The sequence below is a fragment of the Erwinia sp. MMLR14_017 genome, assembly GCF_033657285.1.
Lineage (GTDB): Bacteria > Pseudomonadota > Gammaproteobacteria > Enterobacterales > Enterobacteriaceae > Erwinia.
Window position 1 is genome coordinate 66,433 of sequence record NZ_JAWVWP010000002.1, and the last position, 15,727, is coordinate 82,159.

Sequence of the window (15,727 nt, forward strand, 5' to 3'; positions counted from 1 at the left end):
GGGGTAAGCATTATGGAAACACAGCTGACATTTGATCCACGTAATCATCAACTCACCAATATCAATATCTGGACCGCAGACAGCCAGTGGCTGGTTTATGACGTGCGGCCCAACGGAGCCACCTTCAGCAGCCTGACCGTTGAGCGGGTCAACCTCAGCGGGCAAACGGAAGTGCTTTATCAGGCTAAAGAGGGTGCCCATGTTGGCGTGGTCACCGCCAGCCCCGATTTGCCACCCCGCTATGTCTGTATCCATGGACCGGAACATCCGGACAGCCAGTGGAAGTACGATTTTCATCATCGCCGTGGCGTGATTATTCAGCACGGTCATGCCGAAAATCTGGACGCCTGCGACATCACCCCGCCTTTTACCGCCGGCGCGCTGCGCGGCGGCTCCCATGTTCATGTTTTCAGCCCGGACGGCTCCCGGCTGAGCTTCACCTATAACGATCATGTGATGCATGAACTGGACGTAAAAGAAGATCTGCGGAATGTCGGCGTCGCCGTGCCTCTGCATGCTGTCTGCCCGGTTAAACATCACCCGCGCGAAGTTGATGGCAGCCATTTCTGCGTGCTGGTCAGCCAGACGACCTCTGCCCCGACGCCGGGTAGTGATGAGATCAACCGCGCTTATGAAGAGGGCTGGGTGGGTAAAGAGGGATATCTGCGGCATGATGGCCACCGTCAGCGCTGGGCGCTGGCCTTTATTGGCGATACGCTATCTGAAAAGGGCGAAAAGGTGCCGGAGGTGTTTCTCGTTGATCTGCCGGCGAAAATGGCAGACTACGCGCTGGAAGGCGACGCGCCACTTGCCGGAACAGAAACTCGCTTACCCGCTCCGCCAGCAGGCGTGGCGCAGCGCAGGTTAACCTATACGCATCAGCGAGCTTTTCCGGGGCTGGCGACAACGCCGCGCCACTGGTTACGCAGCTCGCCAGACGGGCGGGCCATCGCCTTTCTGATGAAGGATGATAACGGGGTGGTTCAGCTCTGGACGGTATCGCCAACCGGCGGTGAACCGCATCAGATTACCCGCTCAGCCAGCGATATCCAGTCGGCATTCAGCTGGCATCCATCGGGGCGCCTGGTGGCATTGATCAACGATAACAGCGTGATGCTGTGCGAAGTGGCAACAGGGAAAATGCGCCGACTGACCGCAAGGACAAACGAAGCGCCGCTGGCTGATGCGGTGGTCTGCTCTCCCGACGGTCTGCATGTGGCTTATCTGCGTAATGTCGGGGGCTGGCAACAAATCTTTATCGTCAGCGTCGATGCGCTGCCCGATTAAGGAGAGGGGCGGGAAGGAGGGCTGGCTGGCATCGGCGCGGCCTGGGCCAGGCTTTCGTTAGTGTGATTTTGCTGCTCGCTGCGCAGTACCCGCTCCCGTGGGGAGTCGCCTGTACTGTCACTGCCTTTTCGGTAGTAGTCCCATGGCAGGAACAGCGTGTCCACTACCGCAGAAAAGGGCAAATCGAGCGCAGCCAGCGGGCGCATCACCCAGCCGCTGTCGCTGTCTGCGACCACGGCGGCACCAGCCCGCGTGCCGGAATAGTAGCCCTGTTCAGGGCCGGAATGGGTCATAAAGCTGGAACACCCGGCGGTGCCAGTAAGTGACAGGCAGGCCAGCAGGCCAGCAAAACGACACTTGTTCATTACTATCATAGTCATCATCCCTTCAGTCACGGCAAAGCCGTCCTGATTGTTATCGTCGCATGCCGGGAATGTCCCGATCGCTCTGTGGCGATTCCTGCACTGGTCCGACGAATGCTTCCCTGAGTGTATGACATTCACAAGGCAAGAGTTAAAAAATTTGCGTTTTTAGCCCTTGAAAGCCTCGTCAGCGTCACCATTTTACTAGCAAGGTCACAGAGCGTACGCCGTCAGGGTACGGCTCAGGGCCTGCGGCCTGTCCATTGTGGAAGGTCTGACTTCTCACTCGCTGATAATCAGGAGTAGTAAAATGCGTAACTTCGATCTGGCTCCACTCTACCGTTCTTCTATTGGTTTTGACCGTCTGATCAACCTGCTGGAATCTAACCAGGGTCAGAGTAACGGCGGCTACCCTCCCTATAATGTGGAGCTGGTGGCGGAAAACAAATATCGTATAACCATTGCCGTGGCAGGGTTCGCGCAGAACGAACTGGATATTACTGCCCATGACAACATGCTTACCGTTCGTGGTGCTCATCCTGAAGAACAGCAGGAGCGCACCTATCTGTACCAGGGGATTGCCGAGCGTAATTTTGAACGTAAATTCCAGCTGGCGGAACACGTCAACGTGCGTGACGCTAAATTAGAAAATGGCCTGCTCTATATCGATCTGGAGCGCGTGGTGCCTGAAGCTAATCAGCCTCGCCGGATTGAAATTCTGAAATAATTACGCTTCAGACGAGAAAAGGGCCGCATCGCGCGGCCCTTTTTGTTTTTATCCTTCCCTGTGCGCCCGCTCAATCTCTTCGGCGAGTATCGCTACGCCGCGCTCAATCTTGTCGCTGTCCGGCACGTAGTTCATGCGCATGCACTGGTGCGTATGGGGCCACTCCTGCTCCAGCCCCGGGAAGAAGAAGTGGCCCGGTACCATCAGCACGCCACGCTTTTTCAGCCGTTGATACAGTACTTCGGTGGAGATTGGCAGGTCTTTAAACCACAGCCAGAGGAAAATTGCCCCTTCCGGTTTATGGATCAGGCAGCGATCTGCCGATAAATAGCGGCGAATGACCACAATTGTCTGCTCAACTCGCGCCTTATAGAATGGCTTGATCACCTCTTCGGATAACCGCAGCAGATCGCCGCGCTGGATCATCTCATGGGCGATAGCAGGCCCGATGCCGCCCGGTGCCAGGCTGATAATGCCGTTCATATTGCTGACAGCGGAAATCACCTTTTCATCGGCAATAATGATGCCGCAGCGTGCACCTGGCAGACCGAGTTTCGACAGACTCATGCAGAGAATGATGTTCGGGTTCCACAGCGGACGCGCCTTGCTGAAGATAATGCCAGGGAAGGGAACACCATAAGCATTATCAATCAGCAGCGGGATCTCATGCTGCTGTGCCAGTACGTCCAGCTTCAGCAGCTCTTCATCCGTAATGACGTTACCGGTGGGATTGGTCGGGCGGGAAACGCAGATCAGCCCGGTCTCTTCGGTAATTTGCAGATGTTCAAAATCGACATGATATTTGAACTGCCCCTCTGGCAGCATCTCAATATTTGGGCGAGTGGAGACAAACAACTCCTCATCCAGCCCCGCATCTGCATAGCCCAGATATTCCGGTGCCAGCGGGAACAGTACCCGTTTTTTACTGCCGTCCGCACGGCGTCCGGCGTAGAGATTAAACAGGTAGAAGAACGCGCTCTGGCTGCCGTTGGTGAGGGCAATGTTTTGCGGCCCAATCTGCCAGCCGAGCTGCTCACGCAGCAGTGTGGAAAGCGATTCCAGCAGCGTGGTTTTACCGCGCGGGCCGTCATAGTTACAGAGCGCTTCAGCCAGCTTGCCCTGGTCGTGCATCTCCTGCAGCAGCTGCTGAAAGTAGTCGTTCATCGCAGGGATCTGCGCGGGATTGCCGCCGCCCAGCATCACCGCACCCGGCGTGCGTAATCCTTCACCCATATCTTCCATCAGACGGGCTATGCCTGAGTGTTGTGTAAATTTGTCACCGAAGGCGGAAAAGCTCATAACGTGTTAACTACTTTTTAAATTCGTGGGGGTTTACCTTAACGTCAGCCCTGACGGAGTGCAATGCTCCGATTGCGCCCCCCTCCTGCGCCAACAGGTCAGGAAGTGCCGGAAGTGATCAAAGCCAGCGGCAAGCTATTAACCCATCATCCTTGCTAACAAGGTTTTAAAATTTAACCTGCGTATTTAACATTATTAATTTTTAAAATGAAACATAGTTTTATTTTAAAAGAAATGACGTATCACTAATAATTAAATTCGACCTGGATCACAGTTATGATTTTCGACCCCTGGCTATAGTAAGCCATCGGGGCAGACGGCGATAAGCCTGCTCTTTCATTATTGACCGCATCGTGATTGGCGGCGTGATGCCTGTCAGCCAGAGCGTGGCCTTTGCGGCGGAAGTGGGTTCAGCTATTTTCTTGAGCGCCGTGAGTTGGGGGTGATCAATATTGGTGAAGCGGGAACGATCACGGTTGATGGCCACTGCTTTGAGGTGGATAACAAAGAGGCGCTCTATATCGGGCAGGGAGCCAGAAACATCGAATTCCGTAGCATCAGTGCGTCCGCTCCGGCAAAGTTTTACTACAACAGCGCCCCGGCACACACCGCCTACCCTCATCAACTGGTGACGCGCGACAGCGTTTCCCGACAGACGTCTGGCAGCCCTGAAACCAGCAATGTACGGACCATCAATAAGTACCTGGTACCGGATGTGCTGACCACCTGCCAGTTAACCATGAGCCTGACAGAACTGGCCGAGGGCAATCTCTGGAACACCATGCCGTGCCACACGCACGATCGTCGGATGGAAGCGTACTTCTATATCAATATGGATGAAGAAACGGCGGTGTTTCATATGATGGGCGAACCTCAGGAGACCCGTCATCTTCTGGTGCATAACGAGCAGGCGGTTATCTCACCAGGCTGGTCAATTCATTCCGGCGTCGGTACTAAAAACTACACCTTTATCTGGGGAATGGTGGGGGAAAACCAGGTCTTTGACGACATGGACCACGTCAAAGTTAGCGAGCTTCGCTAAAGCTATTTTTCGGTAGGACTATCACAGGGATCGCCCATATTGCGGGCCAAAGGAGAGTTGAAATGATTTTAGATATGTTTAGTTTACAGGGCAAAGTTGCACTGGTTACCGGCTGCGATACCGGTCTTGGGCAGGGCATGGCGGTGGGACTGGCAGAGGCTGGTTGCGATATTGTGGGGATCAATATTGTAGAGCCAGCGGAGACAATCGAACGCATCACTGCCCTGGGGCGGCGTTTTCTCAGCCTGACGGCCGATCTTAGCGACACCCATCGCTTTGCAAGCCTGCTGGAAACCGCCGTGGCGGAGTTCGGTAAAATCGATATTCTTGTCAATAACGCCGGCATTATCCGCCGCGCTGATGCCATAGACTTCAGCGAGAAGGACTGGGATGAGGTGATGAACCTGAATATAAAATCGGTGTTCTTTATGTCCCAGGCGGTAGCCCGTCAGTTTATTAAGCAGGGAAACGGTGGCAAGATCATTAATATTGCCTCAATGCTTTCCTATCAGGGCGGGATCCGGGTGCCTTCCTATACCGCTTCCAAAAGTGCCGTGATGGGCGTTACCCGACTGCTGGCGAATGAATGGGCGCAACACAATATTAATGTAAACGCCATTGCGCCGGGGTATATGGCTACCAACAATACGCAGCAATTGCGCGCGGATGAAGAGCGTAGCAGTGAAATCCTTAAACGTATTCCGGCTGGCCGCTGGGGTGTACCGGCGGATATGAAGGGACCGGTGGTCTTTCTGGCCTCTCAGGCTTCTGATTATGTTAATGGTTATACGCTGGCGGTGGATGGTGGCTGGCTGGCACGTTAGTCACGTTATCTCCCGCTGATTTAGCGATAAATCTCCGGGAGCAGCAGACAAAAAGGCCACCTGTTTAAGCGCCCCTCATCGGGGTTCACGCCGGACAGGTGGCCTTCTTTGCGTTATTTAACGCTGGATCGTTATTGAATAATCTGCGGGTTAACGCAGTTCTTTTCCACTTTCCCCGTCAGCGCAGCGATCAGATTATCTACCGCGTCACGCGCCATACCATATCGCGTTTCATGTGTAGCCGAACCGATATGAGGTAAAGCCACCACGTTTGGCAGCTTCAGCAGAGGAGACTCTTTTGGCAGCGGCTCTTTTTCGAATACATCCAGCCCTGCGGCATGAATTGTCCCGTCCTGTAGTGCAGCAATCAGCGCCTCTTCATCCACTACAGGTCCGCGTCCGGCATTGATCAATATTGCGCCCGGCTTCATTTTCGCCAACTGCTCACGGCCAATCAGGTGATGCGTCTCTTTGGTCAGCGGCAGGCTGATGCAGAGGAAGTCAGACTCTTTCAGCAGCGTATCCAGATCGCAATAGGTGGCACCAAAGCGCTGCTCAGCCTCTTCATGGTGTTTACGTGCGTTGTAGAGAATCGGCATGCTGAAGCCGAGGTTAGCGCGCTGAGCCAGCGCCAGGCCAATACGACCCATTCCCAGAATACCCAGCTTTTTATGGTGGACGTCTGTGCCAAACCACTCTGCGCCGATATTGCTCTGCCACTCTCCCGCCTTGACGCGTTCAGCCACTTCCGTCACGCGGCGTGCGGTCGCCAACACCAGCGCCATCATGGTATCGGCCACGGTTTCGGTCAGTACGGTTGGCGTATGCATCAGGATCACGCCACGGTCGTTCAGGGCGGCGATATCAAAATTATCCACGCCAACGGAGACGCTGGAAGCAGCACGCAGCTTAGGTGCTTTAGTCAGGAAGTCCGCATCAACTTTCCCGCCTGAACCCAACATCCCTTCCGCCTGTTGAAACGCCCCGGCATGCTGGCTTACTGTTTCAGGGGTAAGACCGTTGATTTCCGTCACGGTAAAATGTTCATCGAGTTTTGCGCGCAGATCTTCCGGTAATTTCTTATACAGCACCACAGAAGGTTTCATTCTCGTCTCCCTTTGAATTGATGAACGGGCCAGCTGGCCCGTCAGGCATTTTTAAGCGTGTTTAGCGCCGCGAGGCAACGGGGGCTGATTGTTCTCCGCTGGCTTTACGATAAGCGTGAGCCAGACTGAAATCAGCAGGGATCCCCCCATAAAGATATATGAAGCTGAAGGGCTGCCGGTCGCACCGTTCAGGTAACCTACCACCCAGGAGCCCAGGAATGAACCCAGCGCACCCATCGCATTGATCAGCGCCATCGCGCCGCCAGCCACGTTCCGCGGCAGCATTTCCGGAATAATGGCGAAGAAAGGCCCGTAAGGGGCATACATGGCGGCACCTGCAATCACCAGCAGCGTAAAGGAGAGCCAGAAATGATTTGCTCCTACCAGATAAGAGCCTAAGAACGCCAGTGCGCCAACCAGCAGCAGCGGCCAGACGAACAGCTTGCGGTTCTGTAACTTATCGGATGCCCAGGAGACCACAATCATTGCCACGGTGGCCGCCAGATAAGGCACCGCAGAGAGCCAGCCCGCTTCTACCATACCCATCTGCGAGCCGCCGCGTAAAATCGAAGGCAGCCACAGTACAAAACCGTACACGCCAATGCTCCAGGTAAAATACTGAACGCACAAAATGATGACGTTGCGGGACTTAAATGCCTCGCTGTAGTTTCGTACCGCTTTGATATTTTCCTGCTCTTTCTCCAGCTGGGCCTGCAGCGCCGCTTTCTCGTCGTTGCTGAGCCATTTCGCCTGTGCCGGTTTGTCCTGCACCATAAACCACCAGGCAATCGCCCAGATAACCGCCGGGATACCTTCAAAAATAAACATTTCACGCCAGCCGAAGGCTTCAATCAGGTAGCCAGAGACCACTGACATCCAGAGTACGGTGACCGGATTACCCAGGATCAGGAAGGTGTTCGCTCTGGAGCGCTCCGACTTGGTAAACCAGTTACTGATATAAATCAGCATAGCGGGCATCACTGCGGCTTCAACCACCCCCAGCACAAAGCGGATGGCGGCCAGCATCGGAATATTGCTGACCATGCCGGTCAGCGAAGCGCAGACACCCCAAAGTATCAGGCAGACAAATACCAATTTCTTTACGCTGCGGCGTTCAGCATAGATAGCGCCGGGGATCTGGAAAAAGAAGTAGCCGAGGAAGAACAGGGCGCCCAGCAGCGAGGACATACCTTTGGTAATGCCGAGATCGTCATTAATGCCTGCTGCGGAGGCGAAGCTGAAGTTCGCCCTGTCCAGATACGCCAGACTGTAAGTGATAAACACGATGGGCATAATATACCACCAGCGTTTAGGCGCGATTGTCTGCTTGTTCATAGGTGTACCCTCTGTTGAGGCTGTAGGAGTATCGGGATTTTTTTATTATGAGTGGGTCAGAAATCGCCCAGTTCAGCGCGCGTTGGCAGCCCTTCGCTGTCGCCGATGACCTGTATGGCCAGTGAACCAATTTTATTGCCTCGCCGGATAGCGTCGGGCAGCGTTTTGCCTTCCAGCAGCGCACTGATCACGCCAACGGCGAAGCCATCGCCGGCACCAACCGTGTCCACCACATTGTTGGTTTTAATCGCTTCCACCTGGCCTTTTTCGCCCTCAGCGGTTTTATACCAGGCGCCGTCGCAGCCGGTTTTCACAATCACCGCTTTCACGCCTCTCTCCAGATAGAAATCAGCAATAGCTTCAGGCTGATCGTGCCCGGTTAATATTTTCCCTTCGCTGATACCGGGTAAAACCCAGTCTGCAAAGCTGGCCAGCGTATTCAGCTGTTTCACCATCTCACGTTCGTTTGGCCACAGCACCGGGCGAAGATTGGGATCGAAGGAGATTGTTTTCCCCATCTCCTTCATCTCTTTTGCCGCATGTTTAGAGAGCGCAAGGGAAGTTTCGGAGAGGGCTGCGGCCACGCCGCTCAGATGCAGATGGCGTGCTGAGCCAAAATAGTCACGGTTGAAGTCATCGGGTGAAAGATGACTGGCGGCTGAGCCTTTGCGAAAATACTCCACCAGCGGATCGGAACCGTCATCCACCTTGGATTTCAGCTGAAAGCCGGTGGCGTAACGTTGATCGGTGGTCACCTGACGATGATCGACCTGCTCTTTTTCCAGCTGTTGCAGGGTAAAGCGGCCAAAAGAGTCGTCGCCTACGCGGCTGACCCAGCCTACCTTCAGGCCCAGTCTGGCCAGTCCGATAGCCACATTCAGCTCGGCCCCGGCAATACGCTTTACAAACTGTTCCGCCGCTGCCAGATCGCCTGGCTGGGTGGCGACAAACATCGCCATCGCTTCGCCTATGGTGATGGCGTCCAGCGTGCCGTTTTCATGCAGACTCATGGTTTTTCCTCTCGCAACAGTTCAACGTAATGGCGGGTTACCGCAACCAGGTCTTCACCTTCCAGCGGGAATTCGATTCCGCGTGGCACGCCAGCAGGCAGCAGCGCCAGCGTTTGCCGCCACAGGTTATCAGCCTCGTCCAGGGCAACAGCGTGCCAGCCGTTTCCTTCGCGCCTGGCCGCTTTCACGTGGATATAACTGACATACGGAGTAAGACACTCTGCGGCTGCAATCGGGTCGTCGCCCACCCACAGCCAGTTGCCCATATCGAACGTCATACTGGTTCCTGTTTCGCCGCCGTCCTGGAAGTAGCGCTTCAGCGCGCTGAGTTTGCCGTATTCAGTCTGATCGTTCTCTACTACCAACTGAAAGGGCTGGCCGGTCAGTTTTTCGCGCAGGCCGGAACCGTCAAAGCCGGGACGGTAATGCCCCAGAGAATATTTTAGTCGCTGGGCCAGTAATTGTCCGGCTTCGGCAAAATGGCGATCGAGGTCAGGGTTGAGTTCACCCGCTTCAGTAAACAGCGCTTCCGGAATGGAATAGAATGCCGCCAGCCCCGCTTCCGCGATGGTTTTACCCAGCCCGGAAAGGTTTTCCAGCTCTTTCTCGTTAAAGAGTTCGCGACGGATCTCCACGCCGTCCGCGCCAGCTGCGGACACTGTCGGTATCACTGCCTGCTGGCCGCCCAGTGCGGCAATCTGCTCGCGGCCATAGGCCGCCGTTACCACTATCACTTCACTTTTCATGGGGTCCTCCAGGCTCGGGGTGGCCTCGACGTTATAAAAACGTTAAATGGAACCGGTTCCAATGCAAAGGGGCAGAGTACGAATTTATGATCGCGCTCACGATGTGAACAATTAATTCCAGGGGATGGTCTGAAAATGGGGGGAAGTCAGCGAGCGGAAAACGTTTTTACGGATGAAACTGGCCATGCATAATGGTTAATGGTTAAAGGTTAAAGGTTAATGGTTAATGGTTAATGGTTAATGGTTAATGGTTAATGGTTAATGGTGACACCCGGAATGGCTAAAAGAAACAGGTTCTGACCGCAGGGAATTTCTCTGCTATCCGGGTGCTAAAATTCCGCCTGCTGTTTTCGCAAAAAAATAGTAAAGGCCTCTCTGCCGGTGCAAGGCGCTACGGTAACCTCGGGGAGCGATACTTCAGGGGAGCCTGATTAACTGGCCGCCTTGGGCATGCCATAACCGACTATTTTTTTACGTGCTTTGTGGAGCCGCGAACAATCAGCTCGCCGGAAAACGTATGGTCAACTGGCGGCGTAGTCTCCCCTTCAATACGGCGGATAACCTGTTCCAGCGCGGCGTAACCCATTTTCCAGGTGGGCTGCTTTAGTGTTGTGATCCCCACGCCTGCCAGTTCAGACCACTCCAGCTCATCAAAGCCCAGCAGACCGATCTGCTCGCCCCAAGCCAGCTCAAGCCTTTTCAGCGAACGCGCCACCTGCAGCGTTAATGCGCCATTCACCACAATTATCGCGCAGCGTTGATCGCGGTGCTGCTGGTAAAACGCCTGCAGCACGCGGTCCATCATCGCTGCGTCATTAAGCGCAACTTCCGCCTGTCCTGCAAAGCGTGCAGGATGTTGTGCCATGGTGTTTTTAAAGGCCTGCAGACGTTCATGCCGCGTATTGACCAGCCCCAGAGGTTCGGTAACAAACAGTACCGCCTGAAAATTTTGCTCAATCAGATGAGTGGTGACCTGAATGCCCGCTTCACTGTTATCCAGGCCCACGACGTCGCAGGGAAAATCCGGGATTTTGCGGTCGATCAGCACCATCGGCAGTAATGATTGCTGAAGATAGCTCAGCGCTTCTTCGCGCATACCAACCGCATTAACCACAATACCTTCCACCTGATAACTGCTCAACAGATTCAGGTAGTGCTGTTCCTGATCCACTTCGTTATTGGTGTTACACATCAGCAGGGTGAAGCCCTTTGCGCGGCAGGCTGCTTCAATGCCGCTCATCACATCTACAGAGTAAGGATTGGTGATGTCTGCAATGATCAGACCGATTAAGCGGGTGCGGCCTCGCTTCAGTCCGCGCGCCATCTGGCTTGGACGGTAATTGAGTTCGGCAATCGCGGTTTCAATCCGCTGCTTTAAATCGGCTGAAAGGGCGTGCTGCTCGCCGTTCAGGTAACGCGAGACGCTGGTTTTACCGGTTTTTGCCGCTCTGGCAACGTCGCTGATGGTGGCTCGTGCAGCCTGACGGTTCATAGCGATCCTCAAAACATTAAAAGTCAGGAAAAGCGTAGCTTCAGCCCGTTCTGGCCTGAATATCCTGAGATAGCCATGGTTCGCTGAGAGCCAATCGGGCCATCATAAAGCATAAGCGTCAGTCAGCCCACCTTTGAACAAGGAGACGCGGAAGATAAAGCGATTCACAGAAGAGGGGAAGCAACCGGGCCACCTCAGCGGCCCGGCAGAAGAGATTACTGCAGAGGGCTGAGGGTAATTTCCACGCGGCGGTTCTGCGCTTTACCTTCAGTGGTGCTGTTAGAGGCAATCGGGTTATCCGGGCCCATACCGGTGGTGCGAATGCGGTTAGCCGCAACGCCCTGACTAATCAGGGAGCTGCCCACGCTATCTGCACGCTGTTGCGACAGCGTCATGTTGAGCTGGCGCGTGCCGGTACTGTCGGTATAGCCCGCCACGTTTACAGCTGTTTTAGGGTACTCTTTCAGTACCATCGCCACACCAGTCAGCGTGTTGGCGCCCGCCGGTTTCAGTGTGCTGCTGCTGCTGTCGAAGGTCACATTGTTCGGCATGTTCAGCACGATATTATTGCCTTCGCGCGTAACGCTAACGCCGGTTCCCTTCATTTTGTCACGCAGCTTGGCTTCCTGCACATCCATATAATAACCGGCACTGCCGCCCAAGGCCGCACCGGCCGCTGCACCAATCAGCGCCCCTTTACCGCGATCTTTCTTCGAGGAAGAGAGCACGCCTACGCCAGCGCCCAGCGCGGCGCCCAGACCGGCACCGATGCCGGATTTGCCAGCTTCACGCTCGCCGGTATAAGGGTTGGTGGTACAGCCTGACAGGGCAAGTGTGCCGCTCAAAACCAGAGCGAGGGTGATATAGCTTTTTTTCATTGGGGTTCCTTTTCATCCACAACGGCGGGTAAAATTACCCGTAAAACCCCGATTATGCCGATGAACTGTGGAAAAAAAACGGTGCTTTGCTCTTAAAGTGTAAAGAGACGCTACTTCAGATTATCAGGATGACGAAAGCAGCCGGTCACATGGTCGTTGATCAGCCCACAAGCTTGCATAAATGAATAACAGGTGGTTGTACCAACAAATTTAAAACCCCGCTTTTTTAATGCTTTTGAAAGGGCATCTGATGCCGCGCTAAAGGCAGGTGCCGTTCGATAATCCTCATGTCGGTGGATTTGCTGTTCATTACCGACAAAATCCCAAATCCAGCTGTTAAACTTTTCGCCTTTCGCTTCCATTGCCAGCAGTGCACGGGCATTAGAAATAATGGCTGAAATTTTTCCGCGATGACGAATAATCCCGCTCTCCTGCATCAGCCTGTCCACATCGGCATCGTTCATTAACGCCACGCTCTGCGGTTCAAAGTAATGGAAGGCATTACGGTAATTTTCACGCTTTTTCAGTACTGTAAGCCAGGAAAGCCCCGCCATTTGCCCCTCCAGACAGAGCATTTCAAACAGCTCCCGTCTGTCGGTTACCGCTACGCCCCACTCGTTATCGTGATAAGCGAGATAGAGCGGGTCCTGGGTGACCCAGTCGCATCGCTGCATAGTAAATATCCTTTATCAGATTAGCTGAAAAAATAATCACGCCTGCCTTGACGTTATCGCTATCCAGGCAATAGTTAACTCACATTAAGAACTGAAAATAAATTCAATAATAACCGTTCGCCGCTTTTGGGCTCTATTCCGGAGTCATTTTATGTCTGAAAAACGCACTGGCATCCGCCGTATGACCTTTGGGGCGGCGTGGATGGCCTGTTACCTCTGTAGCACCAGCCCGGCATTAAGCTGGGATCGGCTCTATGTGTTTGGCGACAGCCTGAGTGACAGCGGCAACAATGGCCGCTATACCTGGGACGGCAGTCAGCATCCACTGTATGACGATATTCTGGCAGCCAAAATAAATTACGCTTTACGTCCTTCTGACCAGGGCGGCACCAATTACGCCGCTGGCGATGCGGTGGCCGTGCCGCAGCTCAATCCTGCCGATAATAGTGCTGACCAGGTCAGCGACTATCTGACCGCGAACGGCGGACGGGCAGACGCAGAGGGACTCTATGTTCACTGGATTGGCGGAAATGACCTGGCCGCAGCGGCGCTTAATCCTCTTGTCGCAAACGATATTGTCAGCAATAGCGCTTTTGCCGCGGCCAGTCAGGTACAGGCTTTGCTGGCGGCGGGCGCCGAGACCGTTATTGTCCCCACGGTACCCAACATTGGTTCCACGCCAGCCTTACTCGAAGCGGTCATCCAGGCAGGTCTGGCACCGGTTGCCAACGCCGCCCTTGCAGCGGCTTTCTCCTCTCTTAACAGCCAGACCACGCTCAGCCAGGATGCCCGTAACCAGGCGATCAGAGAAGCGTTGTCTGCCGCTGCCGGGCAGCTGACAACAGTCACCGCTTTGCGGGAGGCGATCGCCAGCCAGCTCTATGAAGCCTGGCAAACGCTGAGTGCTCAGGCCGGGGTGCTGACAAACAGCTATAACCAGCAGGAAGATACCCTGCTGGCGCAGCGGGGCGGCAATATCGTGCGGGTGGATATCAATGGTCTGTTTAACGAAGTACTTAGCGATCCGGCCCGTTACGGCCTGACCAATACAGCGGGAATGGCCTGTCCGCCGGGCGTTTCGGCAGCAGCATGCTCTTCCACCACAACGCCGGGCTTTTCAGGCCAGCAGGCCTTTCTGTTTGCTGACCGTTTGCATCCCAGCCCGGCAACCCACTTACTGATTGCGGATTATATCCAGTCGGTGCTGGATGCCCCGGCGCAGGTTGTCGCGCTTAATCAGGCCACGCTGGCGATGTCACGTGATGCCCGCGCAACGCTGGACAGCCGCCTGCAGCAGCAGCGTCACGCTGATAACCCGCAGGGTTCACTCAGCCTGTACGGCGGCTATGCTGGTCAACATGATGAATATAGCGGCAATCTTGCTGCCGGAGAGGGCGACGCCACCACGCACAACCTGACGCTGGGCATCGACTATCAGCTTACCGATAGCTGGCTGGTAGGCGCGCTGGTCTCCGGCTCCAGGGATAATCAGCAGCCCACGCCGCGTTATGACTATAAGATGCGCGGCTGGCTGGCCGCCGCTTACAGCGAAATAGCGTTCTTCGATCGCGGCTGGGTGAATACCGATGTGCATTACGCTTCTGCCAGCTACGACAGCATTAAACGTAGCGTGACCCTTGGCCCGGCCACCCGTACTGAAAGTGGCGAAACCGACGGCACGCAGTTGGGCGCACGTATCACGACCGGCTGGGATTTCCCCATTAACGCCGCGCTTACCACCGGCCCGATGGCGCAGTATGCCCTGGATTACAGTTCGGTTGAGGGTTATCAGGAGCAGGGTAATAGCAGTACCGCTATGCGCTTTGACGATCAGAATTACCATTCCCGGATTGGCGCGCTGGGCTGGCGGGTGGATTCACTGCTGGGCTGGATCAACCCCTGGGCAGAGGTCAGCTATAACCATCAGTTTGGCGATAACGTCTGGCGGGCAGGAGGTGGACTGAAATCCACCCAAACCTCTTTCAGCCGTGACTCGGCAGAGCAGGACACCAACTGGGTGGACGTCACCTTAGGGGCGCACGTTCCGCTTGGCGACAGCGTGGCAGCCTTTGCCTCGGTTTCGCAAACCGGTGGGTTAAGCTCTGGCGAGCAGTTTATGTATAACCTCGGCGTCAGCGCACGTTTCTGAACGCAAGCGAAAAGCAGCGCCACCGGCTTACCAGGCGGTGGCGCTGAAGTTTGTACGATGTTTCCCGTCACCCCGCATCCATCACCGGGAGTGAAAAGAGAATAGCTTTTTTACAAATCAGGCGGTTGGGGGAACAGTACGGGCGAAGCTTTCCCGTTCAAACATCTTTTCAGCCAGTTTGATCAGCGCCGGACGCTCCACGCACCAGCCCGGCACAATACGGCGGAAGTTCAGGAAGCCAATCAGACAGGCGGTGGCGATATCCGCCAGATTCAGCGTATCGCTGTTCAGCACGGTGCCCTTCGCGGCTTCTTTTTCCAGCGCATCCAGCCCGCGCTGAATTTTCTCGCGCTGGCGCAGAAGCTGGGCTTCCATCTGCAACTCAGGCGGGCGCATCTGTTCACGCAGCAGGATCACTGCCGCATCGCCAATACCATCCGCCAGCGCTTCCAGCTGCAGGACTTTCAACGCCGCCATTTTTTCAGTCGGAAGCAGCGCAGGGGCGATATCCAGTTGCTCAAGGTAAGCGGCAATAATATGCGAGTCATACCAGGTTTCTTCCGGGCCGGTTACCAGCGCCGGGATTTTACCCAGCGGATTATAGCCGGGAACGTGGCTCTCCTCACCCCAGGGATTTTCATTTATAAACTCAAAAGTAATGCCTTTTTCCAGCATGATGACGGAAATTTTACGAACAAAAGGGCTGGTATAGGTGCCAATTAATTTCATGCTGTATTCCCCTGTTTTGACCGATCGTTATCGGTCTTGTCTGCAAGATGGTAGCACCGGACAGGCA

14 protein-coding genes and 1 pseudogene are annotated in these 15,727 nt (G+C 54.8%); 5 read left to right on the plus strand and 10 right to left on the minus strand.

Features of this window, described 5'->3' with window-relative positions:
* Nucleotides 1–9 precede the first annotated feature (9 nt).
* Nucleotides 10–1,287 carry a DUF3748 domain-containing protein gene (locus tag SD961_RS03335; protein WP_318789386.1) on the plus strand — a complete coding sequence of 426 codons (1,278 nt, stop codon included), beginning with the start codon at nucleotides 10–12 and terminating at the stop codon, nucleotides 1,285–1,287.
* Here SD961_RS03335 and SD961_RS03340 read toward each other — a convergent pair.
* Nucleotides 1,284–1,661, minus strand: coding sequence for a YceK/YidQ family lipoprotein (locus SD961_RS03340; protein WP_318788986.1), 378 nt, complete (start codon nucleotides 1,659–1,661; stop codon nucleotides 1,284–1,286). The genes SD961_RS03335 and SD961_RS03340 overlap by 4 nt on opposite strands.
* 298 nt (nucleotides 1,662–1,959) lie before the next feature.
* On the opposite strand from SD961_RS03340, the gene ibpA reads away from it, so the two are divergent.
* Nucleotides 1,960–2,376, plus strand: coding sequence for a small heat shock chaperone IbpA (ibpA, locus tag SD961_RS03345; protein WP_318788987.1), 417 nt, complete (start codon nucleotides 1,960–1,962; stop codon nucleotides 2,374–2,376).
* Between the two features lie 48 nt (nucleotides 2,377–2,424).
* Here ibpA and SD961_RS03350 read toward each other — a convergent pair whose 3' ends face one another.
* Nucleotides 2,425–3,675 (minus strand): valine--pyruvate transaminase, encoded by a 1,251-nt coding sequence (locus SD961_RS03350; protein WP_318788988.1) that lies wholly within the window; start codon nucleotides 3,673–3,675, stop codon nucleotides 2,425–2,427.
* A 341-nt stretch (nucleotides 3,676–4,016) separates the two neighbouring features.
* Between SD961_RS03350 and kduI the strand changes: the two are divergent.
* Together kduI and kduD are read left to right on the plus strand one after the other, a co-directional pair.
* Nucleotides 4,017–4,717, plus strand: a pseudogene (kduI, locus tag SD961_RS03355) (5-dehydro-4-deoxy-D-glucuronate isomerase); the annotation flags it as partial.
* 62 nt (nucleotides 4,718–4,779) lie between these two features.
* A complete protein-coding gene (gene kduD, locus SD961_RS03360; protein WP_318788989.1) occupies nucleotides 4,780–5,541 on the plus strand; it encodes a 2-dehydro-3-deoxy-D-gluconate 5-dehydrogenase KduD in 762 nt (253 codons plus the stop codon).
* A gap of 131 nt (nucleotides 5,542–5,672) precedes the next feature.
* On the opposite strand, the gene ghrB is transcribed toward kduD, so the two are convergent.
* The 7 genes from ghrB to SD961_RS03395 form a co-directional block, all read right to left on the minus strand.
* A complete protein-coding gene (gene ghrB / locus SD961_RS03365) occupies nucleotides 5,673–6,647 on the minus strand; it encodes a glyoxylate/hydroxypyruvate reductase GhrB (RefSeq protein WP_318788990.1) in 975 nt (324 codons plus the stop codon).
* A gap of 51 nt (nucleotides 6,648–6,698) precedes the next feature.
* Nucleotides 6,699–7,982, minus strand: a complete 1,284-nt coding sequence (locus SD961_RS03370) for an MFS transporter (protein WP_318788991.1) — start codon at nucleotides 7,980–7,982, stop codon at nucleotides 6,699–6,701.
* 56 nt (nucleotides 7,983–8,038) lie between these two features.
* Nucleotides 8,039–8,992: a sugar kinase gene (locus SD961_RS03375; RefSeq protein ID WP_318788992.1), complete on the minus strand. Its 954-nt coding sequence runs from the start codon at nucleotides 8,990–8,992 to the stop codon at nucleotides 8,039–8,041.
* On the minus strand, nucleotides 8,989–9,738 hold the full coding sequence (locus tag SD961_RS03380; RefSeq protein WP_318788993.1) for a sugar phosphate isomerase/epimerase: 750 nt from the start codon (nucleotides 9,736–9,738) through the stop codon (nucleotides 8,989–8,991). The genes SD961_RS03375 and SD961_RS03380 overlap by 4 nt, the downstream gene beginning before the upstream one ends.
* 463 nt (nucleotides 9,739–10,201) lie before the next feature.
* On the minus strand, nucleotides 10,202–11,230 hold the full coding sequence (locus tag SD961_RS03385) for a LacI family DNA-binding transcriptional regulator (protein WP_318788994.1): 1,029 nt from the start codon (nucleotides 11,228–11,230) through the stop codon (nucleotides 10,202–10,204).
* A gap of 215 nt (nucleotides 11,231–11,445) precedes the next feature.
* Nucleotides 11,446–12,108: an OmpA family lipoprotein gene (locus SD961_RS03390; RefSeq protein ID WP_318788995.1), complete on the minus strand. Its 663-nt coding sequence runs from the start codon at nucleotides 12,106–12,108 to the stop codon at nucleotides 11,446–11,448.
* Nucleotides 12,109–12,218: 110 nt separating this feature from the next.
* On the minus strand, nucleotides 12,219–12,782 hold the full coding sequence (locus SD961_RS03395) for a DNA-3-methyladenine glycosylase I (protein ID WP_318788996.1): 564 nt from the start codon (nucleotides 12,780–12,782) through the stop codon (nucleotides 12,219–12,221).
* A 151-nt stretch (nucleotides 12,783–12,933) separates the two neighbouring features.
* Between SD961_RS03395 and SD961_RS03400 the strand changes: the two genes are divergently transcribed.
* Complete coding sequence (locus tag SD961_RS03400; protein ID WP_412916647.1) at nucleotides 12,934–14,931, plus strand: autotransporter outer membrane beta-barrel domain-containing protein; 1,998 nt, start codon at nucleotides 12,934–12,936, stop codon at nucleotides 14,929–14,931.
* 117 nt (nucleotides 14,932–15,048) lie between these two features.
* Here SD961_RS03400 and SD961_RS03405 read toward each other — a convergent pair whose 3' ends face one another.
* On the minus strand, nucleotides 15,049–15,660 hold the full coding sequence (locus tag SD961_RS03405; RefSeq protein ID WP_318788997.1) for a glutathione S-transferase: 612 nt from the start codon (nucleotides 15,658–15,660) through the stop codon (nucleotides 15,049–15,051).
* Nucleotides 15,661–15,727: the final 67 nt, after the last annotated feature.